Origin of the sequence: Aeromonas sp. 1HA1 (assembly GCF_029237385.1) — a bacterium.
In the GTDB taxonomy this organism is placed as follows: domain Bacteria; phylum Pseudomonadota; class Gammaproteobacteria; order Enterobacterales; family Aeromonadaceae; genus Aeromonas; species Aeromonas popoffii.
In genome coordinates this window covers 1-24,762 of the sequence record NZ_JAACGC010000064.1, presented here as the reverse complement: position 1 = coordinate 24,762, position 24,762 = coordinate 1, and the positions used below count along the sequence as shown (strand labels likewise).

The window sequence follows — 24,762 nt, the reverse complement described above, 5'->3', positions numbered from 1 at the left end:
AGGGTGTAACCCATCAGGTGGTGCGCAATCGTCAAGGCGAACGGGTGGTCGGTGCGTATCACATCCAGCACGTAAACGGGTATCACCATCGGTTGAAAGAGTGGATGGAGCGGTTCCATGGCGTGGCGACGCACTACCTGAAGAACTACCTGGGTTGGCGCAGGATGCTGGAGCGTTACGGAAAAGGCGTAAATATCAAAGCATGTTTGCATGAGGCGCTGGGGCGCCCCATGCAACACGTAATTGGGACATAGCCTTAAAAAAGGGGGGATGTCGTTAAAAGGGCCATTTTCTGAGACAAGACTCCCCTGTAACCCTTGTGGGGCGGGCTGGTAATCGGGAGTGGATTGGTTGACAATTTCACCTCTTTTTTCAGGGCGGATAGTGATCGGCCCTCACGCTATTTGACAGGAAGTACCATGTTCAATGCACGAATCGTCTCACTGCTGCTAATGACAGCCAGCCTCTGGAGCGCGCCAACCTGGGCTACGACCTATACCTTGCCACCGGCTGGCAGCCGCTTGATTGGCGAGCTGGAGGACTACATAGTCCAGCCGGGTGAGCACCTTGAACTGATCGGCAAGCACACCCAGATTGGTTTTTTGGCACTGCTCGAGGCAAATCCCGGGGTTGATCCCTATTTGCCCAAGACAGGCACTCGCTTGACCCTGCCGACCCAGATGTTGCTGCCGGATGTGCCAAGAGAGGGGATCGTCATCAACCTGCCCGAACTGCGTCTCTACTACTTCCCCAAGGGGAAAAATGAGGTGATCGTTTTGCCCATCGGCATTGGCGACATAGGACGGGAAACCCCTGAGATGACCACGACGGTGATCGCCAAGAACCCCAACCCGACTTGGGTACCCGGCCCCATGGTACGCAAATCCTGGCTGGAGCAGAAGGGCATCACCCTGCCCGCGGTCGTGCCGCCAGGCCCGGACAATCCCCTCGGCAAGTTTGCCATGCGCCTGGGTTACGGCAAGCAGGACTACCTCATTCATGGCACCAACAAGGAGTTTGGCGTCGGGCTGAGAGTCAGTGCAGGCTGCATTCGCCTGCGCCCCGATGATATCGAGGCCCTGTTCAAGATAGTCCCCCTCGGCACCCAGGTACGGGTGATCAACCAGCCGGTCAAGACGGCCAGCGAGCCCGATGGCCGCCACTGGCTGGAGGTCCACTCCCCCCTTTCTCGCACTGAACTGGAGCTGGAGCAGGGTCCCCCCCTGATCCTCTCAGCCGAGGTGGAAACCTTTATCGCCATGCCCGAGATCGACGGTGACAAGGTCGCTGCCGTGCTGAACAATAAAAACGGCGTTCCACGCCCCGTCAGCGGTTAACGGCAACCCTGTGTTCATGAAGGATTTTCCATGAAATACCGCGTCTGGTTCTTGCTCGCCATCTTGCTCAGCCCGATGGCGCTGGCCGACATCCTCTGGATGGACAACGGTGACCGGCTGACCGGCACCATAGAGGAGATCACGGATGAACAGGTGCGCATAGCACTGCCCTACAGTTCACCGGTGACGGTCAAGCGCGAGGCGGTCAAACGCTGGCGTATCGAGAAGCAGGACAAGCCAAAACCGACGGTGAAGACCGGCATTACCCTGCGCGCCCTTACCACGCAGGATGACAAGCGCGCCTGGCTGTGGACCGGCAGCAGCGATCTGAACGTGAGGCTAAGGCACAATGAGAAGCAGACCAACAACGTCAACCTGAAGGCCGAGACAGAGGTTGCCAATCTCGACTGGCGATACAGCCTGAATGGGGAGTACATCTACGAAACGGCCAACAACGTCACCAACAAACATGAGTATCAACTCAAGCCCATGCTGGACTTCTTCTTTGACCAGCACTGGTTCGTGCGATCTTCCATCGACTATGACTATCAGATGCTCGACGCTAACTACCTGAACCTGAGTTATGCCTCGGGCCCGGGTTACAGGTTCTGGAACGACAAGAAACGGCGCCTTGAGCTCATCACCCAAGTCGGTCTGGAGCGCACATATCTCAGACCTGCGGCCTACGATGAGTCCATCATTGCCGACATCTTTGATGACAGGATCATCAACTATCCCCTCCTCAATTTGGGCTGGGATTACCGACAGCCGGTCATCTTGTGGTCAGAGAGCATCGAGATATTCAGCAAGGGGGGCTACAAGCGCTACCTGGCCCAGCCCTCTCCTTATGTAACAAGGGAGCAATCCATTCAGGGGAGTCTGGGGCTGCGTTACTACTTCAACGATCACTTGCGCCTCTCCTGGTCAAGCGAGCTCGACTGGGAAGATGCCCGGTTGGATGACCAAGATATTCACCAACAGCTGGCAGGTAAGGAGTGGCGCCATCTGATAAGCCTGGGGGCCAGCTTCTAGACATCAGGGCAAGCCATTCCTGAACAAGGGTCTGTGCCACTGACAAGCACCATAACGCCATAAATAAAACAGGCTCACCTGGGTGAGCCTGTTTTATTTCAATACGATTCATGCCACCGGGCGACAACCATCACGACATCAGAAGTAGATCCGGGTGACAGATTCAATGACACAGCCGGGACGACGAATGCCTTCGATCTCGACCTTGATCTCCTTGAGCAGCTCAAGCCCCCCCTTGATGGGAGTCACTCGCAGCAATTTGGTGCGTGCGCGGATATTGCTGTCCACCTTGATAGGATACGGAAAACGCACCTGGTCCAGCCCGAAGTTCACCACCATGCGAGCATCCGGAAACTCGGGCGTCGCCTCGTTGATGCTACCCGTCAACCGTGGCAGCAGCGCCAGGGTCAAAAAGCCATGGGCTATGGTGGTCTTGAACGGCGACTCGGCAGCGGCACGTTCAGGGTTGGTATGGATCCACTGGTTGTCGCCGGTCACGGCGGCAAATGCATTGATCATCTGCTGACTCACCAGCAACCATTCACCCACGTGGGTCTCAGCGCCTATGCTGGGCTGCAGAGTGGCAAACAGGGCAGCCGCCTCACCATTAAGCTCAACTGCCGGCTCATCCGCCTGCAGGGGCTGGCCGTTGGCAACCTGTGCCACGCCCGCTTGCCGCTGCACGGACTGACTATCAGCGTGCAGGTCCAGCACACGACCCAGCAGAGGGTGAAGGTGTGCCTTTTGCTGAAACTCACGCCAGTAGTCACGGATCGCCGGAGAGAGCCAATCCTTGAGCTCAAAGGGGTGCTGCGCCAGAATTTCACGCTTGCGCTTCAGAAAATCGACAACTTTCATCTACCGATCCCTATTCGATTCAAAGCCTGTAAAGAGGTCTAACCAGTCCTATTTTATGAAAGTTTCAACAGCAAGTGCAAAAAAATCTCAGCGTACAGCTGTACCACGAGCAGAAGTGGTCACTAACCTGTTGGCTGCAAGCCTGATGGCACAAGGAGAAAAACGATTACCATGGCCAGCGTCAAGCGGCCATGATCCCCGCACAAACAGGGGCCGAAACCGGGGGAATGCCATCTGAGAGCCTATGTCGATACCTTGCTTGGCCCGTCAGGCGTCGTCATGCGGTGCCGGTTGCCACCATTGCTTACAGGTGGCCTCATCCAGAAAACACCAGGCCAGGATCCGGCTCACCTTGTTGCCCTGCGCCATGTCGATCACCCGCACCTGACGAGCACCGACCTGGGCCAGCGCCTTCTTCGCAGCCGGCAAGTTCTCCTTCTTCGACACCAGCGAGCTGAACCAGAGACACTGGCTGGCGAACTCCTTGCTCTGGGCAATCATGGTGGCGAGAAACGCGGCCTCTCCCCCTTCGCACCAGAGCTCGGCCTTCTGGCCGCCGAAATTGAGCACAGGCCCCCCCTTAACGGCTTTGCCTAGGTTGCGCAGCTTGCGCTCGCTGCCCTTGCTCGCCTCATCGAGCGAGCCATGAAACGGCGGGTTGCACAGGGTCAGGGCGAAGCGCTCCTGCGGGCTTATGATGCCGTGAAAGACATGTTTGGCATTGCCCTGATGGCGGCACTCGACCTGTCCACCCAGCCCGTTGCTCTTGGCCAGCAGGTTCGCTGCCTTGACCGAGACAGGATCGATATCCGACCCGACGAAGCGCCAGCCATATTCGCGCGCCCCCAGCAGCGGGTAGATGCAGTTCGCCCCCACCCCAATATCCAGCACTCGTACCCCCTTGCCGGTCGGTACGCGTCCCGCACTCTCGGCCAGCAGATCCGCCACCCGATGCAGATAGTCCACCCGCCCCGGGATCGGTGGGCAAAGATAACCCGCAGGCAGATCCCAGTGCTGAATACCGTAGTGCAGTGCCAGCAAGGCCTTGTTCAGCGCCTTGACGGCGGCAGGATCAGCAAAATCCAGGGTCTGGGTACCGTGCTCATTGACGAATACCAAGGGTCGCAACTCGGGGGTACGCTGGCAGAGCGCATCGAAATCATAGGGAGCCTGATGGCGATTGCGTGGATGCAATCCGGATTTACGGTGGGAGGGGGTCTTCATGCTGGGCCTGCCGAGGGAAAACGGGCCCACACTATAGTGATTTGGCCCCGGAAAGTCTAAATCACAGCCACAAAAAACCGGGCTTCAGGTGCCCGGTTCAAGTGAGGTTGGAAAAACAGTCCGTACTGCGAGCCGCTTATCCAGCCTGACTCAGATGTCGATCCGGCGTGCTTGCCAGAACTTGCTGCGCCAATAGGAGCTATTCAGCTTGGAGCGCGTCACTCCGGCACGGGTCGAGGCGTGGATGAATTCACCATTGCCTACGTAGATACCGACATGATTGAGACGACGATTGATCTTGAAGAACACCAAGTCCCCTTCGACCAGATCTTGCTTGGAAACACGAGTCCCTTCATGGACTTGGGAGCGGGTGTCACGGGGTAATTCGACACCGACAGCATTGCGGAACACTTCACGGGCAAAGGCGGAGCAATCTATGCCTCGCTGGCTGCTGCCCCCCATACGGTAAGGAACACCACGCCACTCTTTATATACTGTCAGGATTTCATTCACATCGGGTGTTTGCGAAGCTTCCGGTTCAATAATGGGTTCCATCATGGAAACTTCAATCTTGCTCGCGACCTCGGGCTGGGGTGCCGAAGCACAACCCACCATTCCGAGCGCGACCAGCAGCAGTATCAGGTGGCGCAATCCTTTATCCCCGCAAAAATAGTAAAACTTGTTAAAATACGGCCCCAAAGGGCAATTTATAAGGCAACAGCACTTGACTATATCCAAGAATCCTATTGAGGCAAGTGAAAATCCCAATCGAGATCACATTTTTGCAAGTAAATGCATTATTTACCGTGATTAATGTGAGCATGCCCAAACAATATACAATCTCGAAAGCGACCGTCCTTGCTCGATTAAACTGACTCTTATCGCTGTTTCATCCCTCTTTTAAAGTGAAAAATTATGATCGCTGTGGATCTCTACTTGTTAAAACCGGCAAATGTCAGCGTCGACCAGTTGGCTCTGCTGCCGGACGCACTCTCCCCGACAGAGCGGCAACAGTGGCAGGGGATCCACCACCAAGGACGCCGCCAGGAGTTCCTGGTCAGCCGAGTGCTGCTCAGGTGCCTGCTGGCCGATCGCCTGCGGTGCCAGGCCAGCGAGCTGCTGTTTTGCACCAACCCCCACGGCAAACCCGAGCTGAGCGACCAGCGCTGGCAGTTCAACCTCAGCCACAGTGGCGACTGGCTGGTGATCGCACTCTGTGCCAAGGGGCCACTTGGGGTAGATGTAGAGTTGGGTCAGCGTCGCCGCCAAACCCTGCCACTGGCCAGACGCTTCTATGCAACCAGCGAGTACGAGTGGCTCGCCGCCCTGCCGGCTGAAGAACAGGAAAGCGCCTTCTATCGGCTCTGGTCACGCAAGGAGGCGGTGTTGAAGGCCCATGGTGCCGGCATTGCCGCCGGGCTCGACAAGATATGCTTTGTGCCGCAGCAGGAGTGGCGGCTCGATAACAGGCTCGATGAACACGATTACCAGGTACAGGATTGGCCCCTTGGCGGCGGCTGGCTCAGCCTCGCCGCCCCGACCCTGGCCGTCAACGGCTGGCTGCTGGACGACAACTTGAAATCCGCCCCTATCAACCCCATGTTAACTCACACCATTTTCCAAGAGACAGCCTCATGATCGTCGACATCAATCCCCAGAACTTCCAAGCCGCACTGATCGATGCTTCCATGAAAAAGCCGGTCGTCATCTATTTCCACGCCCCCCAAATGCCCGAGTGCCAGGGCATGACCACGCTGGTGGAGTCACTGGTTGGCCCGGCCAACCCCCAGGTGACCCTGGCCAGGGTCGACATGAACGATCCGCAGCTGCAACCGCTGGCCAGCCAGCTTGGTCTGCGTGCCCTGCCTGCACTGGTACTCTTCCATCAGGGTCGCCCGGACGAGCAGGCTATTCTGGAAGGGCCGCAGGACGAAGCAACCCTGCGCCACTATTTTGCCGCCTTCGCTCCCAAGGAGGAGGAACTGCTGTTCGAGCAGGCGCAGCAGGCTCTGGCTGACGGTCAGGCGGATGTGGCCTATGCCCATCTCACCAAGGCTCACCAGCTGGCCCCAGAGCGCCACGACATCAGCCTGTGGCTCATTCAGGCGGCGCTGGATCTCAATCTGCTAGACGAAGCGCAGGAGCGACTCGGCAAGATCCCCATGATCGCGCAGGATGACCACTATCAGACTCTGAGCTCCCGACTGGCGCTGGCACTGCAGGCCGCAGACAGCCCGGAACTGCGGGCACTGGAGGCACGTTACGAGCAGGATCCTGACAATTTCCCCCTGACCCAGGAGCTGGCGGTGCAATACAACCAGGCGGGTCGACAGGAAGAGGCACTGACCTTACTGTTCACCATCCTCAAGCACGACCTGGCTTTTGGCGATGCCAAGAAGACCTATCTCGACATTCTGACCACCATGGGCGCCCATCCGGCGGCACAGAACTACCGTCGCAAGCTCTACAGCCTGCTCTACTGAATGATCACATGATGAAAAACGGGGGGATGCCGAGGGATCGGCATTGCCTTGGCAAGGCTAGAAAGTTGTGACTCAATGCGGGGAATTGACGAATTTCAGGCAAAAAAAATGGCGCATAAATGCGCCATTTTTTCGCATGGATTACTTCTTGTAGGAAGTAGCCATGTTGTCGATGCGCTGGTTAGCACGCATAGCTTCTTGCTTGGCTTCTGCAACATCAGCAGCGATCTTGGATTGATCAGCACGAACTGCGCTAACATCTTGAGCCAGTTGGTCAACTTTGTTAGACAGATTCTGAACGGAGGTTTCCAGTTCGCTGGTGTTTGCACAACCGCCCAGCAGAGCGGACAGACCAACAACACCTACCAACAACAATTTTTTCATTTTTAAAAGCTCCCTTTAACTCGCCAGACGTTTAGCAAGCGGCATGATTATGGCACAAAAGAATCATACTTTGGATAGGCCCCATCACAGATAAATGCATTAAAACCCTCATTTTTTTTAGCCGCACACTTTATGCGCAAACTTTAAGCAAAAATGAGTGCCTCTGGATGAGGTTCGCACAAAGCGTAACCAAAATTTGGGCTTATTACAATTTCGTATGAGGCTCAAGCTGAACGTTCTGACAACAATTGACGATATTGCACCAGATCTTCGATGGTCAGCACAGGCATCTGATGCAGGCGACCGAAGGCAACCAGGTCTGGCAGACGAGCCATGGACCCATCTTCCTTGGTCAGTTCACACAAGACCCCAAAGGGTTTGAGGCCGGCCAGCTGCATCAGGTCAACCGTGGCTTCGGTATGACCACGGCGTGTCAGTACACCACCGGTACGAGCCCGCAGTGGGAAGACATGGCCAGGGCAATGCAGATCGGACGGTTTGGCACCATCGGCGATAGCCGCACGAATGGTAGTGACGCGATCGGCCGCAGAGACGCCCGTGGTCACCCCTTGTGCCGCCTCTATGGTGACGGTGAAGGCGGTCTGATAGTGGCTGGAGTTCGCCTCCACCATCATGGGCAACTCAAGCTGACGAACGCGCTCGTCGGTCAGACAGAGGCAGACGATGCCGGAGCACTCCCGGATCATCATGGCCATCTGTTCATTGGTCATGGATTGGGCGGCGAAGATGAGGTCGCCTTCGTTCTCCCGATCTTCATCGTCGGCGACCAATACGCCACGACCGGCCCGCAGAGCCGCCAACGCCGCTTCGACGCGAGCAAGGGGATCACCAAATTCACTGAGTAGAGACTGATTCATGGTAAGACTCCTAAAACAAGACAAGGACCAGAATCAGGGCATGGAAAGGCAGACAGAGATAGGTATGCAGCGGCCAGCCCAACGGGGCCATGCCTGCAATATCTGTCTTATCCTCTTTCATCCGGACTATGACCGTCGGCTCCGGCATCTCACCGGATCTGCTGACCCCAACCCTGGTTACAAGGTCGGGCGCTCGCGGGCTCCCCGAGTCAGATCGGGATACCGCCGGTGGGGAATTTCACCCCGCCCTGAGAATAAGCGCACATAGCCTAAAGAAAAAAAACGCCGGATACCAGCCCAAAACCCATCAAGAATGAATGTGGACCCGACCAACACCCACAGCCAACGACTTGGCTCACGCACGCACGGCGCACTGTCTTTTCTGATTTTGTTTATGGCATAGTGCCTGAAAAAACGCGCAGCCTGCGCAGACTCAGGCGCCAATACCACAAACGGAATCATGACAGAGATGGAAAAGAAAATACTGCTGACGGACTGTCCGGACGCCAAGGGCCTCATCGCAAAGATCACCAACATCTGCTATAAGCACCAGCTCAACATCAACAAGAACGACGAGTTCGTGGATAACGAAAACGGCCGCTTCTTCATGCGCACCGAGCTGGAGGGGCGTTTCAACGACGAAACCCTGCTGGCGGATCTGGATGATGCCCTGCCCACCGGTGCCCAGCGCCGCCTGGTCAAGGCGGGCAAGAAGCGCATCGTCATCCTGGTGACCAAGGAGACTCACTGCCTCGGCGATATTCTGATGAAGAACTACGCCGGTGCACTGGACATGGACATAATGGCGGTGATCGGCAACTACGATACCCTCGCCGAACTGACCGGCAAGTTCGACATCCCGTTCCACACCGTCAGCCACGAGGATCTGAGCCGCACCGAGCACGAAGAGCAAGTACGCGCCATCATCGACGGCTATCAGCCCGACTACGTGATCCTGGCCAAGTACATGCGGGTGCTGACTCCGAGCTTCGTCGAGGCCTATCCGCGCAAGATCCTCAACATACATCACTCCTTCCTGCCGGCTTTCATCGGTGCCCGCCCTTACCGCCAGGCGTTCGAGCGCGGAGTCAAGCTGATCGGCGCCACCGCCCACTTCGTCACTGACGATCTGGATGAGGGCCCCATCGTCGAGCAGGACGTGATCCATGTCGGCCACGCCTTCAGTGCCGACGACATGGCCAAGGCCGGTCGCGACGTGGAGAAATCCGTGCTGAGCCGCGCACTGGAGCTGGTGCTCAACGAGCGGGTGTTCGTCTACGGCAACAAGACGGTGGTGTTCAAGTAACCCACCTCTGGCACCACGCCAGAAACAACAAAGGCTCCTGCGGGAGCCTTTGTTGTTTCTGCACTGCCTTTTCTTGCTCTCGGCTTACAGCGGCAGACCATTGATGGTCATGACACCCTTGTCGAGCTTCAGCTCGGCAGTCAGCTGGGCGTTGTCCGCCTTGAGATAGCCCATGGCAGTAAGCTGTTCCAGCATGGGAGCCAGTTGCGGTACCGCCTTGCCCAGCTTGCCGCTGAGGTTGGCGTGCAGCAGACCGGACAGGGCATGCATCCCCTCTTCACTGTTGAACAGCTGCTCCAGCGAGGTGGCCGCCAGCTTGACGTCCCCCTTCATGGCGACGGGCTCGCCGTTGAGCTGAGCGCCCAACTCCACCAGCTCCAGAGTCGCGCCGCGCTTGAGCAACTTGTCCAGCGCCTGCTGAATGGCTTGATCTTCCACCCCTTGCCCACTGGCGGCCTGCAGCGCCTGATAGCCTTCCAGATCCAGTCCTTTGAGATTCAGGGCCAGCTTGCTCTGGGTCAGCGCCAGGTTGTCGGTCTCGTTCTCCAGATTGAGGGTGTTCAGCTTCACCCGATAGCTGCTGGAGAGGGTCTGGGCATCGTCCCCTGCCAGCTGGGTTTCCGTGGTCAGCCCCTGCAGTGACACCTTGACGCTGTCAGGCAGTTGCACCGACAGCGCGGAGAGAGACATGTTACTGCGGGGAGAGAGCCAGATGCCGCTGATTTCGGCCATGTCGGCACTGCCCTTAAGCTCGGCCAGCACCATGTCCATCTTGTTCTGCTCTTCGTGCAGCGTCATGCCCTGCCAGTGGAAGGTGACGTGACCATTGCCTTCCAAATCACCGTGGTAGTCGCCCTTCATGGGCAGGAAACTGAACTCGTCGAGCCCCTGCTTGACCTTGAATTCGTTGGCCCAGAAGCGACTGCTGTTGCTGGCGGTCCACAGGCTACTGACCGACTCTATGCCAAATTGCCACTGCTCCAGCTTGAGCGAGCTGAACACCGGGGCCAGCGAGCCCTGTGTGGTGTCAAGCAACATGTGGCTCTTGATATAGAGCGGCAGGATACGGCTGTTGACGATGAACTGCGCCCCGACCGGCTCGCTCCCTTCCAGCTGACCATCCAGGTGGGCCAGGGTCTGCGGCGTGACCACCACCTTCAGCACGCCATCGCGGGTGAACAGGTTGCTGGCGCCAGGCAGCCAGGTCAGCTCGATGCCGCTCTCCTGCTTCACCTTGGCAATCTGCTCAGCCATGATGCGATCGAACGTATTGCCCGTGTACCAGCAGGCACCCAATCCACCGACTACCAGGGCCGCACCGACGGCCAGCGCTACTCGCTTCTTCATCTTTATATGATTCTCCAAAGGCTCATTGCCGCACTCTACGGGGCCATATCGGGGCTAGGCAAGTCCAATTCGGCCTCGGCCGCAAATATGTGCTGTCACAGCAAGGGGCTGAACAAATAAAAGATGTTCTCCATCACCTTCTTGTACCAGGGGCGGGCACGCCACTTGGCCAGCGACATGGGGGTCGCCTCTATCATGTAGCCCTGTACCAGCCGGGTCATCTCGGCGACAAAAACCGGGTTGTCGATGAGCAGGGTCACCTCGAAGTTGAGCCAGAGGCTACGCCTATCCAGATTCACTGTGCCCACCAGGGCGAAGTCGTCATCCACCAGCACGCTCTTGGTGTGTAGCAGCCCGGCATCGTAGCGGTAGACCTCGACCCCGGCCTCCAGCAGCTCTTCCATGAAGGCGTTGCAGGCATGATTGGCCATCAGGGAGTCGTTGCGGGCGGGCAACACCAGTTGCACCTTCACCCCGCGCGCCGCCGCCGAGGAGAGCGCCGCAGCCAGCGGATCGTCCGGCACGAAATAGGGGGTGGTCAGCACCAGATGGTGACGGGCCTGATAGATGGCCAGCAGCAGGCTCTGCTGGATGCAGTCGCCGCCGACGAAGGGACCTGACGGAATGAGCTGGGCCCGGTAATTGCTCTGGGGCCAAGCCTCGGGCTCGTGCTGCAGGCTGTCGAGCAGCCGCTCGCCGGTCTCCATCTCCCAGTCCCAGACGAAGATGGACCACATCAGCGGCACCATGGGCCCCTGCACCCGGATCATGATGTCTACCCACTGGCCGACCCCGGCGTTCTGCTTGAAGAAGCGGGGATCCACCATGTTCATGGAACCGGTGTAACTCACCCTGTCGTCGATCACCACCAGCTTGCGGTGCATGCGCAGATCCTGGCGCTGGAACGGGATGCGCCAGGCGCCGACCGGCAGCGCCTCTACCAGCTTGACCCCCGCCTTGCGCAACTTCTTCGGCCAGGGCGAGCGGAAGAAGGCCTTGCTGCCCATGGAATCGAGCAGCAGACGACAATCTACGCCGCGCGCCGCCACTTCCATCAGCGCCTCGCACACTTCGTCAACATCCCCACCCGGGTGCCAGATGTAGAACTCCAGATAGCAGGACTGGGAGGATTGACGGATGTCGCGCACTATCTCGCACAAGATGGATTCCGGCTTGCTCAGCAGCGTCATCCGGTTGCCGGAGAGCATGGGCATGGACAGCCGGCTCTGGATCAGATCGTGCAGCGGTTGGGCCTTGCTGCCCACCTCGCAGCAGTGTTGGGGGAAGAGGCGGGCCAGCTGGCGGATCCAGATGGCGTAAGGGCGGTACATGGCCTGAGCCCGTTCGGCGCGGCGGCGGCCAAGACGGATCTCGCCAAACAGCACGTAGAAACCGACCCCGGCAAACGGGATGGCATAGATAAGCGCCAGCCAGGCCAGCGAGACGCCGATGGGGCGCCGTTTCATCACCACCCGCAGGGAAACCCCCGCCACAATCACGGTGTGAAATAGCAGCAGCAACCCGCCGAGGAACTGGGAAAACAGCAGCTGGATGTCGTGCTCCAAGCCATTGATCAAGAGAACTCCTTGTACACCAGAGTGGCCTCGGTGGGCAGATCCCACGGGGCCAGGATGGTATGCTGTAAAACACACCCATTCTATCAGGTCGTTAGCATGATCCTGCAATCTATGCTACTGAGTCTGGCCATGCTAGGCCAAGGCTCATATGACATCAATGAGCAACAGATAAACCAGTACCTGCAATCCCAGGTACAAGTGAACAAACAGCTGGAGCTGCCCGGCATCATCAAGGCCCATGTGCAGCTCGAGCAGAGCGACGTCCAGATTGGGCGCCAGAGCCCGGATACCGCCCGTGTCTATGGCAAGGGCAAGCTGAAAATCACCCTGCCGGATCAGACCGAATACGACGCGCGCCTGAACATGACCTACGAGGCCAGGCCGCGCTATGACAAGGCCCAGAGCGCACTCTTCCTCGACAATATGAAGTTGATTGAGTACAAGCTGGAACCGGAGGCGGCGCAGCAGAAGTTCGGCTTCATGCTGGGCATGCTGCTGCAGAGCATGGAGAAACGGCTGGAGACCCAACCTGTCTATCGCCTCAACGACAAGGACACAAACCAGGCCTGGTTGAAAGAGAATCTGCTGGGGATTGAGCTGTCACCAGGCAAAATTCACCTGCTAACCAACCCCAAATGAGCCTTTAGTTGTAGGCGGGGGCCTTGGCCTGACGCACCAGCAGCTCGATCTGGTAACCCTGTTCGCGCTGCTGGTCATAGAGGGAGAAGAGCGGGCCATCCAGCTCGTGCAGGGGTAGGTCGGTAAAACCGGCTTTGAGGTAAAACGGCTTCTCGAACGGCAATGCCTGGCACACCACCGGCTTGTCCAGCAGATCGTTGCAGGCGTGCTGCAACAGACGGGAGCCCAGTCCCAACGACTGGTAATGGGGCAGCAAGCGAAAGCCGCACAGGTGGTAGTAATCCTCTTCGTCGCGCAGACGCACGACGCCCACCAGCCAGTTAGCGTCGCGCACCACGAAGATACGCTCGGCCAGATCCGGCACGTAATGGGAGAAAGTGGTTTCGTAGTAGTCCCTGATTAGGGAAAGATCCGCATCACAGTACTCTTCAAACGTGATCGCCATCGCCCGCTTGCTTATCACACCCGTTCCATCCTTGGACACTCGGCCCAGTCCTCAATATTCAGTTGCAGTTCGGAGAGAGATCCGACCAGATTAACCGGCAAGATATCACGCCATTTAATAACAAAACAGCCAATAACAACCCGGCTTACGCACTTTTCAACAGGCGGCTGGCCGCAGGAAGTCGGGGGCAAGCCTATCACGCTATTCCCCGCACGGGCACTGCTTGCGCGAACCGCCCGATTTTACGGCAAGGCCTTGCTCGAACATCAAATGGCGCCGATTGAGTATCATAAAATATTTTTGTAAACATTTGTTAACAATTGACACTGTTCATCCACTGCAACAAAAGCCTCATTCGAGTAGCAATTCTGACCTGTCACCCTATGGTGAAACCTTGGCATAGCGTCGCGCTGTCGTTGCCTGAGTGGGATCACTCCCACGCTGACACCTCACCCCCTTGCCAAGGAGATACCATGTTCAGACCCATTCCTTCACTGCTGATGCTGGCCTTGCTCCCTACCGCCAGCTGGGCCGGCGACATCCACACCCCGCTTGCTCCCTACCACTTCACCCGACAGCAGCTCAGCGCCACTGACGCTGTCACAGTGCCACTGGACGAGGCCCACTTCGTGTTTGGCGAGGCAGCCATGGCATTCGATCTGCACGACTTCCTGCTGCAACAGGCGCCTCACCTGCTGCCCAAGGAGGAGGTGATCCTGCACTGGAGCGGCATCACCAGCCTCAACCCCCAACTGCTGCTGGCCCTGATGGAGGCGAGCAGCCAGCTCATCTCGGCCCCCTCGGAACAAGCCATGGCGGCCCCGTTCGCCCGGCTGGTCAAGGCCCGGGGATTCGATAACCAGTTCGAGCAGATGGCGCGCCAGCTCTCTGCGCGCTTTTATCAGGCCCTGGCACAGTTGCGCAATGCCCCAGCGCTGTCCCCGCTCGCCGCGCACCAGGCCGCTCTGGCCAGCCTGCTTGCCCCCCACGAGCGGCAGCAGTTGAGCGAGCAGTGGCAGACCCTGTTTGGCAAGGAAGCCATGATCTCGCCCAGGGCGCAGACGGCCACACCGTCGGACCAGCTGGCCGGTGGCCAGTTCCAGCTGCCCTGGCGCCAGGGTTACAGCTGGCAGGTGAACGGCGCCCACTCCCATACCGGCTCGGGCTCTCCCTACTCCTCCATCGATGTCTCCTACGACTGGCCGGGGTGGGGCAGCGCCACCTATACGGTCACCGCCGCCAACGGCGGGACCGTCACCGTCTTCTCCCGCTGCCAGATGCGGATCACGGCCCCCAATGGCTGGGCCACCAACTATTACCACATGAGTGGCATCTCGGTTCGTAGCGGTGACTACGTGGCCGCCGACACCCCTATCGGCACCTATGCCAGCAATCGCAACGAAGCCCTGTGCGAGGGCGGCTCCTCCACGGGCCCGCACCTGCATTTCTCCCTGCTCTACAACGGGGTGTTCCAGTCCCTGCAGGGGCAGCGTCTGAGCAGCTATGCGGTCAACGTCGGCACCAGCAACTACGACGACAACTGCAACCGTTTCTGGCTGCAAAACAGCCGCAACGGCCAGCGTTTCTGTGCCTGGCAGCCGCTCTACAACAATGGTCTCGACTGAGCCGATTACATCATGGGTAAGTCGCTCATGACAGGGCTCGGCGGTTTCATGCAAGCCGTCACAGATCGGCATATGCCCCTTTGAAAGTGCTCACAAAACAGCCACAAGGAGATTGCCGGCCAGCCAGACCAGTGTGAGGCTCTGGGTGCCCATATGGGCACCCAAACAAGGACTGACAATAATGAAAAAAATCGCGGGAATCTGGGTGATCGCAGGCATGCTGATCGCCCCGCTGGCGCAAGCCGACGTCATACTGCACGCCTTCAACTGGAAATACAGTGACGTCACCGCCAAGGCCGATCTCATCAAGGCCGCCGGCTACAAGCAGGTGCTCATTTCGCCTCCCCTCAAATCATCCGGCAACGAGTGGTGGGCACGCTATCAACCGCAGGATCTGCGCCTTATCGACACTCCCCTTGGCAACAAGCAGGATCTCGAGCAACTGATCGCCGCCATGCAGGCGCGGGGCATTGCCGTCTATGCGGACGTAGTGCTCAACCACATGGCCAACGAGAGCTGGAAGCGCAGCGATCTCAACTACCCCGGCAGCGCGCTGCTCGACCAGTATGCGGCCAACCCGGCCTACTTCGAGCGCCAGAGGCTGTTTGGTGATCTGGGGCAGAACTTGCTGGCCGGATCGGATTTTCACCCCGAAGGCTGCATCACCGACTGGCACGATCCGGGTCACGTCCAGTACTGGCGCCTGTGCGGTGGCGCCGGTGACAAGGGGCTGCCGGATCTCGACCCCAACAACTGGGTAGTGAGCCAGCAGCAGGCCTATCTCAAGGCGCTCAAGGGGATGGGGATCAAGGGCTTTCGGGTCGATGCGGTCAAGCACATGAGCAATTACCAGATCAACGCCGTGTTCACCCCCGAGATAAAACAGGGCGTGCATGTGTTTGGCGAGGTGGTCACGTCGGGGGGCGCCGGCAGCACGGATTACGAACGCTTCCTCAAACCTTATCTCGACAGCAGCGGTCAGGGGGCCTATGACTTCCTGCTGTTTAACTCCCTGCGCGGGGCCTTGGGTTATGGCGGCAGCATGAACCTGCTGGCGGATCCGGGGGCCTACGGACAGGCCCTGCCGGGCAACCGGGCCATCACCTTCGCCATCACCCACGACATTCCCACCAACGATGGCTTTCGCTACCAGATCCTCAACCAGACCGACGAGACGCTGGCCTATGCCTATCTGCTTGGCCGCGATGGTGGCTCACCGCTGGTCTATTCCGATCACGGCGAGACCCAGGCCAAGGATGGGCTGCGCTGGCAGGATTATTACCAACGCGCAGATCTCAAGGGAATGATCCGCTTCCACAATGCGGTGCAGGGCCAGCCTATGCAGCTCATCGGCAGCGGCGACTGCTTCGTGCTGTTCAAACGCGGCAAGCTGGGGCTGGTCGGCATTAACAAATGTGACTACGAGCAGGAGTACTGGCTGGATACCGCCAAGTTCGAGATGAACTGGTATCGCAACTACCGGGACGTGCTCGATCAGAACGCGCTGCTCAATGTGCAGAGCCAGTGGGTCCGGGTCGCTATTCCTGCCCGCAGCGCCCGGCTCTGGCTGCAGGACTAAGAAAGAGAGATCAAACCGGGGCCGCCACCGTGCGGCCCCTCTTTTTGCCGGTTTATTTCAGGCGCCGCGATCATCGGCAGCTTGTTCTGCCACCGTCATGATGCTTTACTCAACAAGCCTAACGAGGCTGAAGGAGCAAGCCGTTGAAATCATGGATGTTGATGGAATTGATCCCGCTGTTTTCCCCGCCCGGCTGGAGCCAGACTCCCCCACCGGCCGAGGTGGTGATCCTGACCACAGAGGCGCAAGCCCCCCTCCCCGTTCCTCTGGTGGCTCCCAAGTCAGTGCCCGCGCCCAGCGCACTCCCCGACCCCAGCCGGCTGACCACCAGCCTGCCGCCCGGCACTCGCCAGATCCAGGTCTACAAATCGGTCCAGAAAAACGGCGTGATACGCTACTCCGATATGATGCCGGAGCAGGGCCACTACGAGCTGCTGCTGTTCAACGACTGCTACGCCTGCGACCCGGCCTCCAAGGTCAACTGGCACACGACCGGCCTCTTCCTCTACGACTACGCCAGCACGATACAGGCGGCAGCCAAGGCCTATCAGGTGGAGCCCGCGCTCATCCGGGCGCTTATCCACGCCGAATCCGCCTTCAACCCGCTGGCGGTCTCCCGCAAGGGGGCCATGGGGCTGACCCAGCTGATGCCGGCCACGGCGCACGAACTGGGGGTCGGCGATGCCCTGATAGCCGAGCAGAATATCTTTGGCGGGGTGAAATACCTGTCAGGCCTGCTCAAGCAATATGACGGCAACATAGCGCTGGCGACCGCGGCCTACAACGCGGGGGCCGGAGCGGTGCAAAAACATGGGGGCATCCCCCCTTATGCCGAGACCCGCGCCTATGTGGAGCGGGTGCAGCTATTGCATCAACGCTATAAAGAGATGCTGCACACCCGGGGGCTGTGACCACACTCCCGTGGCGCAACCGCTGGCACAAGATCCCCCTGATACCGGGCCCCACGGCTGTCCAGCCCGAACTCGACGTCTGAATGCATACCCCTGCGAACAGCACACATGGGGCCTGTTGATACCCACGTTTTTGTCACGGATCACGCTTTCGGTGCAATCACGCGATAGGCCAATGCCCCCAGAATGGCACCGACGTTCGGAGCAACCCGGGGTAAGGAGCCGGGGCTCACGAGGTCGCCGTTGTTAAACGGCGCCACATTATGGGCGGGTGACATGACGAGGCGACGTAAACCACGTCTCGCCAAGAAAATGTGATTAAGGTAACAAGCCATTGATTAGTTAAGAGTATTTTCGTCACCCCCCAGGCTGGTTGTCCCGATTGGAGTCACACCATGTGACAAAACAACTCGTGACTCGGTTAAGGCTTTTAGCAAAGGGTGGCGCGCACCTGAGCGTGCCAGGCGCAACGAATAAACAAGGAGGGCGCCCGGGCGCCCTCCTCTCACACTGCTCTTTAGACGCGGCAGGCTTCAGCGATAGCGGCCACGCACCGAGCTGGTGGCCCGCCCCGCCATCTTGATCAGGCTCTGGCGGGTATGGAAGTGGCAAATAGCCACCCCGAGCGCATCCGCCGCATCCGCCTGGGGCGTGGCCGACAGCTTGAGCAGATGGGTCACCATGTGCTGTACCTGCTCCTTGGCCGCCCCCCCCGTGCCCACCACGGCCTGCTTGATCTGGGTCGCCGAGTATTCGCTCACCGGCAGCAAGGCATTGACCGCCGCGACGATGGCGCTGCCCCTGGCCTGACCGAGCTTCAGGGCCGAATCGGCGTTGCGAGCCATGAAGACCCGCTCTATGGCAAACTCGTCGGGCTTGAACTGGGTGATGATCTCGCTCACCCCGTCATACACCTGCTTGAGGCGGGACGGCAGCTCGCCCAGGTCGGTGCGAATACAGCCTGATCCCAGGTATTCCGCCTTGCCCGCGACGATGCGGATAACACCATAGCCGGTGATCCTGGAGCCCGGATCTATCCCCAGGATAATGCTCATGGCAGCTCCGCCATACACGCCTGAGGGCGGCTCACACCCTCATCACCACTGAGCCGGGGGCCCGGCTCCATTCCGAAAATAATGCTCATGACACTCTGTTGCTCTGAAGGCAGTTCATGGCCGCCAAGATAGCAAACAAGCGTCCGCTTGGCTCGCGCGGCGGCGCCCTCGCCTGCTGACTGCGCAGGGATCCGTCATCTTGTACAGTAGTCTGCCGGTTTACTCACCCGTGCGGGCCCGATAAATCAGGCTCGACAGGCGCAGGAGAGGGGTCAGGTCGCGAGCGCCACCAGCTGCTCCGCCAGCCGGTGACCATGCAGGCAGGAGGCGATCAGCTCGCTATCGGCCTTGCCCGATGCAATTTGCTGATACCAGTGTTCCAGCATGGCGGCAAAGCCCCGCTGGGCCAGCACCGGCTGCCAGTCGTTGGGGGCAAGCGTCTCGGCCTCCTTGTCGCGGGCGATGATGCCGCGAGTGCAGTTCTCCAGGTGCAGGGAGAGGTTGTCGCCATAGGCGTCGATGCGCTCCTCAGTGATGCCAGCACTGCGATTCATGCTGCCGCTGATAGCGCGATCACCGCTCTGCCAGCTGACGCTCACCCCGGCCAGCAGGCTGTTGTCCTTGGCATCCGGCCGCAATACCGCCTGAAAATCCCCGTCCGGCGCGCCGCCATAGAAGCAGAGGCTGTCGAGCACATGGATAAAATCATCGAACAGGAACTGACGGGGTGCCCCCGGCAGAGCATGTCTGTGTTTTTGCCAGTTAAGCTCGGTGAGCGGCTGGGCACGGGCGGCATCCATGGCGGGCAGATAGCGGCGGTTAAAGCCGACAAACAGCGGGCAATCCTGCGCCATGGCGAGGTCGGCGAGCACCTCCACCTCAGCTGCGTTGTCACAGAGCGGCTTGTCGACAAAGGTGGGGATCCCCGCGCGCAGGCTCTGCTCGGCAAGCTCGCGATGCACCGCGGTGGCGGCGTGGATCATCACGGCATCGGGGCGACTGGCCAGCAGGGCATTAACATCGGTGTACGACTCGGGGATCCGGTACTGGCGGGCCAGCCGCGCCAGCACCGCCGGATTGCGGGTGCAGAGCAGCGGCGTCACCCGCTCATCGCTCGCCAGCAGCGGCAGATAGGCTTTCTGGGCGATATCCCCCAGACCAATCAGGGCAATGCGCATCTCAACTCCTTTTCACTCGATAACGGGATAAGTAGATAACTGCCCGCACCATCGCAGGATGTCCCCCCGCAGCGCCAGCCTGCTGTTAGCCACTCTGGCTGGCGGCGGCCTTTCTCTGCCAGTGGCTGCGTTATCTGGGCGCGAGGTCGCTGACCGACTTAATCACCTCGGCCATCCACTCGATAGCCAGATTGCCCTGACTTTTTCTGTGTCTGCCGACCACCACCTCGAACGGCTGCGGCGCTCCGGCCAGCTCCAGCACGCGAAAATCGCCGAGGGCGGCGATGGCCGACGGAATGCAGGCGGCCACGTCATTGACCGACATAAAGGCTTGCAGCGAGGTGTAGCAGGGGAGCGTCGCCACCGCCGAGCGGGCGACCTGCTTCGGGCTCATCTGCCCTTCAAAATTGCCGACGCTGCTGGCGAACTGCACAAAGGGGATGGCCGCCATGTCCTGCGGCTGGGCGTTGTCGGCAAAATATCGGGAATCCTGGCGCAGCACGCAGCAGTAGTGATCCCGGCGCAGGGTGGCGCGCAGCAACCCCGGGTCGATATAGGCATCGAAACCAATCACCAGATCACTCTCGCCGCTGGCCAGAGCCGCCAGATGCAGCTCGGCCTGAAAGTCCACCACATCGAGCCGGATGGAGGGTGCCTGGCGTCGCAGGGCGCTCGCCAACCTTGGGATAATGGCGAGCTGGGCATACTCGTTGGCCATCACCCTGAAGGTGCGCTGGCTGCTGGCCGGAACGAAGGGGGCGGCCACAAAGACCCCGTCGATATCGACCAGGATCTGCTCAAACTTGTCGGCCAGCTCGCAGGCGTAGTCAGTCGGCTGCAAACCGGCGCTCTGGCGGATAAACAACTCGGCGGGAAAGGCGTCGCGCAGCTTTTTCAGATGGCTGCTCACCCCCTGCTGGGAGATCTCCAACAGCTCGGCCACCCGCGACACACTCTTGTGTCTGACCAGCAGCACCAGCACCCGCATCTGCCTGATATCGATCTTCTCCACCCTCACCCACCAATTTCAGTTGTATCACATACAAATTATCCATAATTTACATTGTATCATTGGCTCTCTAACCTTGCAGCTCTTCCAGCAAAGCGAGGTTAACGATGAAAACTGTCATTCTGATTGGTGCTCAGGGGAAAATGGGGCAAGCCGCTCTCAGTGGTCTGGGCAAGCACAAGGTGATCACCGCCAGCCGCTCCGGTGAGGGGTGTGATTTTCAGGTGGATATCACCAGCAAGGAGTCTATCGAGCGGCTCTACCAAAACGTGGGTTCCTTCGATGCGGTGGTCAATACCGCCGGCTATTGCGAATACGCCCCTTTTGGCGAGATGAGCGACGAGCAGTGGCAAACCACCATCCAGAGCAAGCTGATGGGGCAGATCAATCTGGTCAATGTCGGCCTCAACTACATCAATCAGGGCGGCTCCTTCACCCTGATCTCCGGCATCCTCAATATCAAGCCGATCCCGCTGGCCATTGCCGATGCCACCACCAGCGGCGCCATCGATACCTTTGTCCAGTGCGTGGCCCACGAGCTGCCCCGTGGCATCCGCATCAATGTGGTCAACCCGACCGTACTGGAAGAGGCGTGGGAGGTATATGGCGAGATGATGCCCGGCTTCCAGCCGGTGCCGGGCGCCCTGGTCGGCAAGGCGTTTGAGCGCTCCGTCGATGGCTTTATTACCGGTCAGGTGCTCTATGTCGATGCCTGATCCCGCTCAGCCGTGATCCCTTTGCCTGTTGTCATACCCTGTCGATGATTTTCCTCTTCCCCGAAAGCGCCCTGCTCTCGGGGCTTTTTGTATTGAGGCCGCCATCCCTGCCAGCACTGAGTCGTATCGTCAGCAGATGGAACAACCATTCGTAATCGGCCGGTTTGGTGATTTGGTGCAAAAAATGATGAATTTCTGATGGTTACCTCCATTTTATGCTCGCTGGCACAGCTTCGTTTGGCTTACCATAGCCATCCAGAACCTGTTGAACTGCGATGGGTTGCTATCAGCGCGGGTCAACGAAGCATATTGGAAGCTGTAATCCACGGGCGGTAGCGTGATTAAAATAAAGAAACATCAAACGTAAGACCAATAAATTTCCACATTCAATAAGGTAGTCATTAGAGAAAGGTGGGTGTCCCAGATTTCCCCGGATGGTTACCTCCATTTTATGCTCGCTGGCACAGCTTCGTTTGACTTACCATTGCCATATGGAACCTGTTGGGCTGCGATGGGTTGCTGCCAGCGCGGGTCAATGGAGCATATTGGAGGCTGTCATCCACGGGCGGTAGCGTGGGATTCAGTAGCATTACGCCTTACCCAGAAAGGTGGGTGTCCCAGATTTCCGCATTAAGCAAGGCATTCAGGCGGGCCAAGGGGATAACAGAGCGCGGCAAGTAGCAGCACGCAACAGGCCACAGCCGCGTAGACACAGCACAAGCAGGAGCATTCAGGAGTATTGCCATGATGATATTCAGCGTCTTTGGCCGACTGGTTGGCGTAAAACGGGAGGGTGAGCAGTGGCTGCTGTTTAACGTCAGCCTGCCCGAGCGCAAATACTCGCGCATCCGCGACGTGATTATTCCCGACTTTCTGACCGAGGATGAGATCCCGCGCTGGCTTGACGATATCTATCACGAAGCCGCCAGCACCGCCCATCCCGATGTGGTGCGTATCGAGTAAACCGCCCGCTTGCTGCCTTGTCAGTCATGTCATCAGAAAGGTGGGTCAGAAAGGTGAGTGTCCCAGATCTCCTCGTTGATGCGTTATTGATGGCGGTTTGGCGACGTAAGCCAACGCAGCCGGTACTGGTGCATTCGGGTCAGGGCAGCAAGTTTACCGGTGGTGAATGGCAGGACTTTCTGAAGGCCCACAACCTGAGTTGCAGTATGAGCCGACGTGGTAACTGCCACGACAATGCTGTCGCCCAGAGCTTCTTTCAGTTACTCAAAAGGGAGCGGATCAAGCGCAGGATTTACCCGACAAGAGATGAAGCCCGCAGCGACGTATTTGATTATATCGAGATGTTTTACAACCCAATCAGGCGCCATGGTTCCAATGATGGGCTGTCATCGGTAGCGTTTGAAAAGCAGTTCAATGTTCAACAACAGAGTGTCTAGAAAACCAGGGGCGATTCAAAGAGCCTATTGGGATAGGCTCTAAATGCCATGGTAGGTTAATTGAGCTTGACATCAATAAGCTCCATGGTAGGTTAGAGGTTGAGCCCTGATGCCGTCGCTAGAGGTAATGAGGAGGTGTAGTAAAGTTAAATATTATTAATCTGTTAATAAATAAGGATGTACGGTATAAAAGCGTTGATATATGTTGTGGATATCTTTGTCATTATTTGATTGCCGAATGTGTTATCCAGCTCGGAGTATGTAGTTAACGAAACGGAATTAATTCTGTGATTTGGCATGGATGTTATATGCGGCATTCGTAACTTTTTACGATCGAATAATGGAATGGAAGTATACAGCTTTTACGCTAAAAAAACATTGACACATTGTTATTAATTGATGATGAGGGTTAATCATGGGTAAAAATAGCAACCACGACCACCACAGTAATCCAGAAAACCATCAGAGCGATTCCCCGCTACCGCCCCCCCCCTATAATCCGTGCGGTGGGTATCCCCCCCCCCCGCCTGTGCCGCATGATCTTTGCTGTGTGCCTCCCCGTCCGCCTGTGTTTGGATATCCTCCCCAGCCAGAGCCTTGTGGTTGCGATACTTATCCTGTTCCTGAAGGCATTACGCCTGCCCATGGCTGGCTTACCACTCCTGTAGGGCGTACTCAATTCGCCATAAATAGGAACTGGTTGAACAATGGCCATCCGGCAAGCGAAATGGAGGGGATGAAAAATTTTCCTTTGTTTACTAACTATGACGATAACAGAGGGCTTATCTGGTTTGACGGTGAAGGTGGCCCGTACGCGGATAGTACCTATATATTTCCTGGCGTATCGTCCCCTTTGCCTGATGGGCTTATTTTTAGTGGCGGCCAGACGGGCGGCAACCGTGGCATCGTGAATTTGACCGATTCTGAACTGCTAAACCAACACGGTGTAGCTTGGCCGAAAACCGCAGTCGAACCCGGTCAGTATTTGACAATCCACTGGAATCATACGGCAGTGCATTCTACCCGTGGCTACCGTTATTTTATTACCCGAGATAATTGGAACCCAAACCAAAGAGCAACACGCGCTGATTTTGAGGAAGTACCGTTTGCCAGTGTTATCAATCGCGCGGGCCAAGGCACTCCAATCTGGGATCAGCAATCGATAGCATTACCGAGGAACAAGACTGGCCATCATATCATTTTATCAATCTGGTTGATTGCTGACACTGGCGCTGGCTTTTATTCCGCATTCGACGTCGATTTTGGCGATGGTGGCCAAGGCGGTGGTGGTGGCGGCGAAGGCGGTGGTGGTGGCGGCGAAGGCGGTGGTAACACTCCCGCGCCGTGGATGATTGGTGTAAGGTATGAGATCGGTGATCTTGTTACCCACCAAGGTTACATCTGGCGGTGCACCTATGCCAATACGTCCAATGCGGGGTGGGCACCGGGAGCACCGGGGGTGTATTTGTGGGAACAAGAAGGACCGATATGAGCCTGCTTCTCCAGAGCATGTAACGCTGAAATATAGGTTGTAATACCACCGGGTGCTGATGCACCCGTTTTTTTGTGCGCGCCTTGACAGGCGCAGTCCATTGACTGTGGTGGTCAAAGGGCGACTTGGAGGTGAAGGTCCTCTACACACCCGGCAAGGGGAAGTAATGGGATGGTCGCCCCTCCCCAAAACGGCATCTGAGTGCCAAAGTGGCGAATGTAAGTTCCCACTGATGAGAGAGGCGACCACCATGAAGGCTACGGCTATCGGCATCGATCTGGCAAAAC

The 24,762-nt window shown here is 58.1% G+C and carries 23 protein-coding genes, 2 pseudogenes and 1 riboswitch; of the genes and pseudogenes, 14 read left to right on the top strand and 11 right to left on the bottom strand.

The annotated features are described in order from the left end of the window. From GWQ22_RS16985 to GWQ22_RS16975, 3 genes and pseudogenes are all read left to right on the top strand, one after another. Window positions 1-254, top strand: a pseudogene (locus GWQ22_RS16985) (IS1595 family transposase); the annotation flags it as partial. 165 nt (window positions 255-419) lie between these two features. Next, the gene (locus tag GWQ22_RS16980; protein ID WP_212514827.1) at window positions 420-1,337 is read left to right on the top strand and encodes a L,D-transpeptidase family protein; all 918 of its coding nucleotides are present in this window, start codon (window positions 420-422) and stop codon (window positions 1,335-1,337) included. A 30-nt stretch (window positions 1,338-1,367) separates the two neighbouring features. After that, complete coding sequence (locus tag GWQ22_RS16975) at window positions 1,368-2,369, top strand: DUF481 domain-containing protein (protein WP_212514826.1); 1,002 nt, start codon at window positions 1,368-1,370, stop codon at window positions 2,367-2,369. A gap of 138 nt (window positions 2,370-2,507) precedes the next feature. Here the strand turns inward: GWQ22_RS16975 and GWQ22_RS16970 are convergent, their stop codons facing one another. The 3 genes from GWQ22_RS16970 to GWQ22_RS16960 form a co-directional block, all read right to left on the bottom strand. Beyond that, window positions 2,508-3,227: a MaoC family dehydratase gene (locus GWQ22_RS16970; RefSeq protein WP_275931034.1), complete on the bottom strand. Its 720-nt coding sequence runs from the start codon at window positions 3,225-3,227 to the stop codon at window positions 2,508-2,510. A gap of 267 nt (window positions 3,228-3,494) precedes the next feature. Further along, a complete protein-coding gene (rlmF, locus tag GWQ22_RS16965) occupies window positions 3,495-4,451 on the bottom strand; it encodes a 23S rRNA (adenine(1618)-N(6))-methyltransferase RlmF (RefSeq protein ID WP_042038308.1) in 957 nt (318 codons plus the stop codon). A gap of 150 nt (window positions 4,452-4,601) precedes the next feature. Beyond that, window positions 4,602-5,066 carry an NlpC/P60 family protein gene (locus GWQ22_RS16960; protein WP_042038374.1) on the bottom strand — a complete coding sequence of 155 codons (465 nt, stop codon included), beginning with the start codon at window positions 5,064-5,066 and terminating at the stop codon, window positions 4,602-4,604. A gap of 300 nt (window positions 5,067-5,366) precedes the next feature. Between GWQ22_RS16960 and GWQ22_RS16955 the strand changes: the two genes are divergently transcribed. Next, window positions 5,367-6,089, top strand: coding sequence for a 4'-phosphopantetheinyl transferase superfamily protein (locus GWQ22_RS16955; protein ID WP_275931033.1), 723 nt, complete (start codon window positions 5,367-5,369; stop codon window positions 6,087-6,089). Beyond that, window positions 6,086-6,934, top strand: a complete 849-nt coding sequence (locus GWQ22_RS16950; RefSeq protein ID WP_042038305.1) for a tetratricopeptide repeat protein — start codon at window positions 6,086-6,088, stop codon at window positions 6,932-6,934. The genes GWQ22_RS16955 and GWQ22_RS16950 overlap by 4 nt, the downstream gene beginning before the upstream one ends. Before the next feature lie 141 nt (window positions 6,935-7,075). On the opposite strand, the gene GWQ22_RS16945 is transcribed toward GWQ22_RS16950, so the two are convergent. Together GWQ22_RS16945 and ribB are read right to left on the bottom strand one after the other, a co-directional pair. Continuing rightward, complete coding sequence (locus GWQ22_RS16945) at window positions 7,076-7,318, bottom strand: Lpp/OprI family alanine-zipper lipoprotein (RefSeq protein WP_005334342.1); 243 nt, start codon at window positions 7,316-7,318, stop codon at window positions 7,076-7,078. A gap of 224 nt (window positions 7,319-7,542) precedes the next feature. Then, complete coding sequence (gene ribB, locus GWQ22_RS16940; RefSeq protein ID WP_042038304.1) at window positions 7,543-8,196, bottom strand: 3,4-dihydroxy-2-butanone-4-phosphate synthase; 654 nt, start codon at window positions 8,194-8,196, stop codon at window positions 7,543-7,545. Window positions 8,197-8,301: 105 nt separating this feature from the next. Continuing rightward, a riboswitch (FMN riboswitch) is annotated at window positions 8,302-8,456 on the bottom strand. Window positions 8,457-8,665: 209 nt separating this feature from the next. Between ribB and purU the strand changes: the two genes are divergently transcribed. Then, complete coding sequence (gene purU / locus GWQ22_RS16935) at window positions 8,666-9,502, top strand: formyltetrahydrofolate deformylase (RefSeq protein ID WP_275931032.1); 837 nt, start codon at window positions 8,666-8,668, stop codon at window positions 9,500-9,502. Window positions 9,503-9,586: 84 nt separating this feature from the next. On the opposite strand, the gene GWQ22_RS16930 is transcribed toward purU, so the two are convergent. Together GWQ22_RS16930 and cls are read right to left on the bottom strand one after the other, a co-directional pair. Then, a complete protein-coding gene (locus GWQ22_RS16930) occupies window positions 9,587-10,849 on the bottom strand; it encodes a DUF945 family protein (protein WP_275931031.1) in 1,263 nt (420 codons plus the stop codon). Between the two features lie 95 nt (window positions 10,850-10,944). Next, window positions 10,945-12,426, bottom strand: coding sequence for a cardiolipin synthase (cls, locus tag GWQ22_RS16925; protein WP_275931030.1), 1,482 nt, complete (start codon window positions 12,424-12,426; stop codon window positions 10,945-10,947). Window positions 12,427-12,522: 96 nt separating this feature from the next. Here cls and GWQ22_RS16920 point away from each other — a divergent pair, with 96 nt between their 5' ends. Continuing rightward, on the top strand, window positions 12,523-13,065 hold the full coding sequence (locus GWQ22_RS16920) for a DUF1439 domain-containing protein (RefSeq protein ID WP_042038296.1): 543 nt from the start codon (window positions 12,523-12,525) through the stop codon (window positions 13,063-13,065). Between the two features lie 4 nt (window positions 13,066-13,069). Here GWQ22_RS16920 and GWQ22_RS16915 read toward each other — a convergent pair whose 3' ends face one another. Next, the gene (locus tag GWQ22_RS16915) at window positions 13,070-13,510 is read right to left on the bottom strand and encodes a GNAT family N-acetyltransferase (RefSeq protein WP_275931029.1); all 441 of its coding nucleotides are present in this window, start codon (window positions 13,508-13,510) and stop codon (window positions 13,070-13,072) included. Between the two features lie 473 nt (window positions 13,511-13,983). Between GWQ22_RS16915 and GWQ22_RS16910 the strand changes: the two genes are divergently transcribed. From GWQ22_RS16910 to GWQ22_RS16900, 3 genes are all read left to right on the top strand, one after another. Further along, a complete protein-coding gene (locus GWQ22_RS16910; RefSeq protein ID WP_275931028.1) occupies window positions 13,984-15,135 on the top strand; it encodes a M23 family metallopeptidase in 1,152 nt (383 codons plus the stop codon). Between the two features lie 181 nt (window positions 15,136-15,316). Beyond that, on the top strand, window positions 15,317-16,714 hold the full coding sequence (locus tag GWQ22_RS16905) for an alpha-amylase family protein (RefSeq protein ID WP_275931027.1): 1,398 nt from the start codon (window positions 15,317-15,319) through the stop codon (window positions 16,712-16,714). 155 nt (window positions 16,715-16,869) lie between these two features. After that, entirely contained in the window at window positions 16,870-17,625 is a 756-nt protein-coding gene (locus GWQ22_RS16900) for a lytic transglycosylase domain-containing protein (protein WP_275931035.1), read from the top strand. 533 nt (window positions 17,626-18,158) lie between these two features. On the opposite strand, the gene ruvC is transcribed toward GWQ22_RS16900, so the two are convergent. From ruvC to GWQ22_RS16885, 3 genes are all read right to left on the bottom strand, one after another. Continuing rightward, on the bottom strand, window positions 18,159-18,680 hold the full coding sequence (ruvC, locus tag GWQ22_RS16895) for a crossover junction endodeoxyribonuclease RuvC (protein ID WP_017412842.1): 522 nt from the start codon (window positions 18,678-18,680) through the stop codon (window positions 18,159-18,161). 272 nt (window positions 18,681-18,952) lie between these two features. Continuing rightward, window positions 18,953-19,858, bottom strand: a complete 906-nt coding sequence (locus tag GWQ22_RS16890) for a Gfo/Idh/MocA family oxidoreductase (RefSeq protein ID WP_275931026.1) — start codon at window positions 19,856-19,858, stop codon at window positions 18,953-18,955. A 130-nt stretch (window positions 19,859-19,988) separates the two neighbouring features. After that, on the bottom strand, window positions 19,989-20,870 hold the full coding sequence (locus tag GWQ22_RS16885) for a LysR family transcriptional regulator (protein ID WP_275931025.1): 882 nt from the start codon (window positions 20,868-20,870) through the stop codon (window positions 19,989-19,991). 104 nt (window positions 20,871-20,974) lie between these two features. On the opposite strand from GWQ22_RS16885, the gene GWQ22_RS16880 reads away from it, so the two are divergent. From GWQ22_RS16880 to GWQ22_RS16865, 4 genes and pseudogenes are all read left to right on the top strand, one after another. Beyond that, complete coding sequence (locus GWQ22_RS16880) at window positions 20,975-21,583, top strand: short chain dehydrogenase (RefSeq protein ID WP_275931024.1); 609 nt, start codon at window positions 20,975-20,977, stop codon at window positions 21,581-21,583. Window positions 21,584-22,327: 744 nt separating this feature from the next. Continuing rightward, a complete protein-coding gene (locus tag GWQ22_RS16875) occupies window positions 22,328-22,546 on the top strand; it encodes a hypothetical protein (protein WP_139405785.1) in 219 nt (72 codons plus the stop codon). 65 nt (window positions 22,547-22,611) lie between these two features. Further along, a pseudogene (locus GWQ22_RS16870) lies at window positions 22,612-22,983 on the top strand (IS3 family transposase); the annotation flags it as partial. A 415-nt stretch (window positions 22,984-23,398) separates the two neighbouring features. Then, entirely contained in the window at window positions 23,399-24,475 is a 1,077-nt protein-coding gene (locus GWQ22_RS16865; protein WP_275931023.1) for a lytic polysaccharide monooxygenase, read from the top strand. Window positions 24,476-24,762: the final 287 nt, after the last annotated feature.

Coding starts and splice junctions, on each gene's coding strand:
- GWQ22_RS16905 (WP_275931027.1), top strand. CDS start 15,317: ATGAAAAAAATCGCGGGAATCTGGGTGATCGCAGGCATGCTGATCGCC.
- GWQ22_RS16975 (WP_212514826.1), top strand. CDS start 1,368: ATGAAATACCGCGTCTGGTTCTTGCTCGCCATCTTGCTCAGCCCGATG.
- GWQ22_RS16910 (WP_275931028.1), top strand. CDS start 13,984: ATGTTCAGACCCATTCCTTCACTGCTGATGCTGGCCTTGCTCCCTACC.
- GWQ22_RS16930 (WP_275931031.1), bottom strand. CDS start 10,849: ATGAAGAAGCGAGTAGCGCTGGCCGTCGGTGCGGCCCTGGTAGTCGGT.
- GWQ22_RS16880 (WP_275931024.1), top strand. CDS start 20,975: ATGAAAACTGTCATTCTGATTGGTGCTCAGGGGAAAATGGGGCAAGCC.
- GWQ22_RS16915 (WP_275931029.1), bottom strand. CDS start 13,510: ATGGCGATCACGTTTGAAGAGTACTGTGATGCGGATCTTTCCCTAATC.
- GWQ22_RS16875 (WP_139405785.1), top strand. CDS start 22,328: ATGATGATATTCAGCGTCTTTGGCCGACTGGTTGGCGTAAAACGGGAG.
- GWQ22_RS16900 (WP_275931035.1), top strand. CDS start 16,870: ATGTTGATGGAATTGATCCCGCTGTTTTCCCCGCCCGGCTGGAGCCAG.
- ribB (WP_042038304.1), bottom strand. CDS start 8,196: ATGAATCAGTCTCTACTCAGTGAATTTGGTGATCCCCTTGCTCGCGTC.
- GWQ22_RS16865 (WP_275931023.1), top strand. CDS start 23,399: ATGGGTAAAAATAGCAACCACGACCACCACAGTAATCCAGAAAACCAT.
- GWQ22_RS16955 (WP_275931033.1), top strand. CDS start 5,367: ATGATCGCTGTGGATCTCTACTTGTTAAAACCGGCAAATGTCAGCGTC.
- GWQ22_RS16945 (WP_005334342.1), bottom strand. CDS start 7,318: ATGAAAAAATTGTTGTTGGTAGGTGTTGTTGGTCTGTCCGCTCTGCTG.
- ruvC (WP_017412842.1), bottom strand. CDS start 18,680: ATGAGCATTATCCTGGGGATAGATCCGGGCTCCAGGATCACCGGCTAT.
- rlmF (WP_042038308.1), bottom strand. CDS start 4,451: ATGAAGACCCCCTCCCACCGTAAATCCGGATTGCATCCACGCAATCGC.
- GWQ22_RS16980 (WP_212514827.1), top strand. CDS start 420: ATGTTCAATGCACGAATCGTCTCACTGCTGCTAATGACAGCCAGCCTC.
- GWQ22_RS16970 (WP_275931034.1), bottom strand. CDS start 3,227: ATGAAAGTTGTCGATTTTCTGAAGCGCAAGCGTGAAATTCTGGCGCAG.
- GWQ22_RS16960 (WP_042038374.1), bottom strand. CDS start 5,066: ATGGTGGGTTGTGCTTCGGCACCCCAGCCCGAGGTCGCGAGCAAGATT.
- GWQ22_RS16890 (WP_275931026.1), bottom strand. CDS start 19,858: ATGCGCATTGCCCTGATTGGTCTGGGGGATATCGCCCAGAAAGCCTAT.
- purU (WP_275931032.1), top strand. CDS start 8,666: ATGGAAAAGAAAATACTGCTGACGGACTGTCCGGACGCCAAGGGCCTC.
- GWQ22_RS16950 (WP_042038305.1), top strand. CDS start 6,086: ATGATCGTCGACATCAATCCCCAGAACTTCCAAGCCGCACTGATCGAT.
- GWQ22_RS16920 (WP_042038296.1), top strand. CDS start 12,523: ATGATCCTGCAATCTATGCTACTGAGTCTGGCCATGCTAGGCCAAGGC.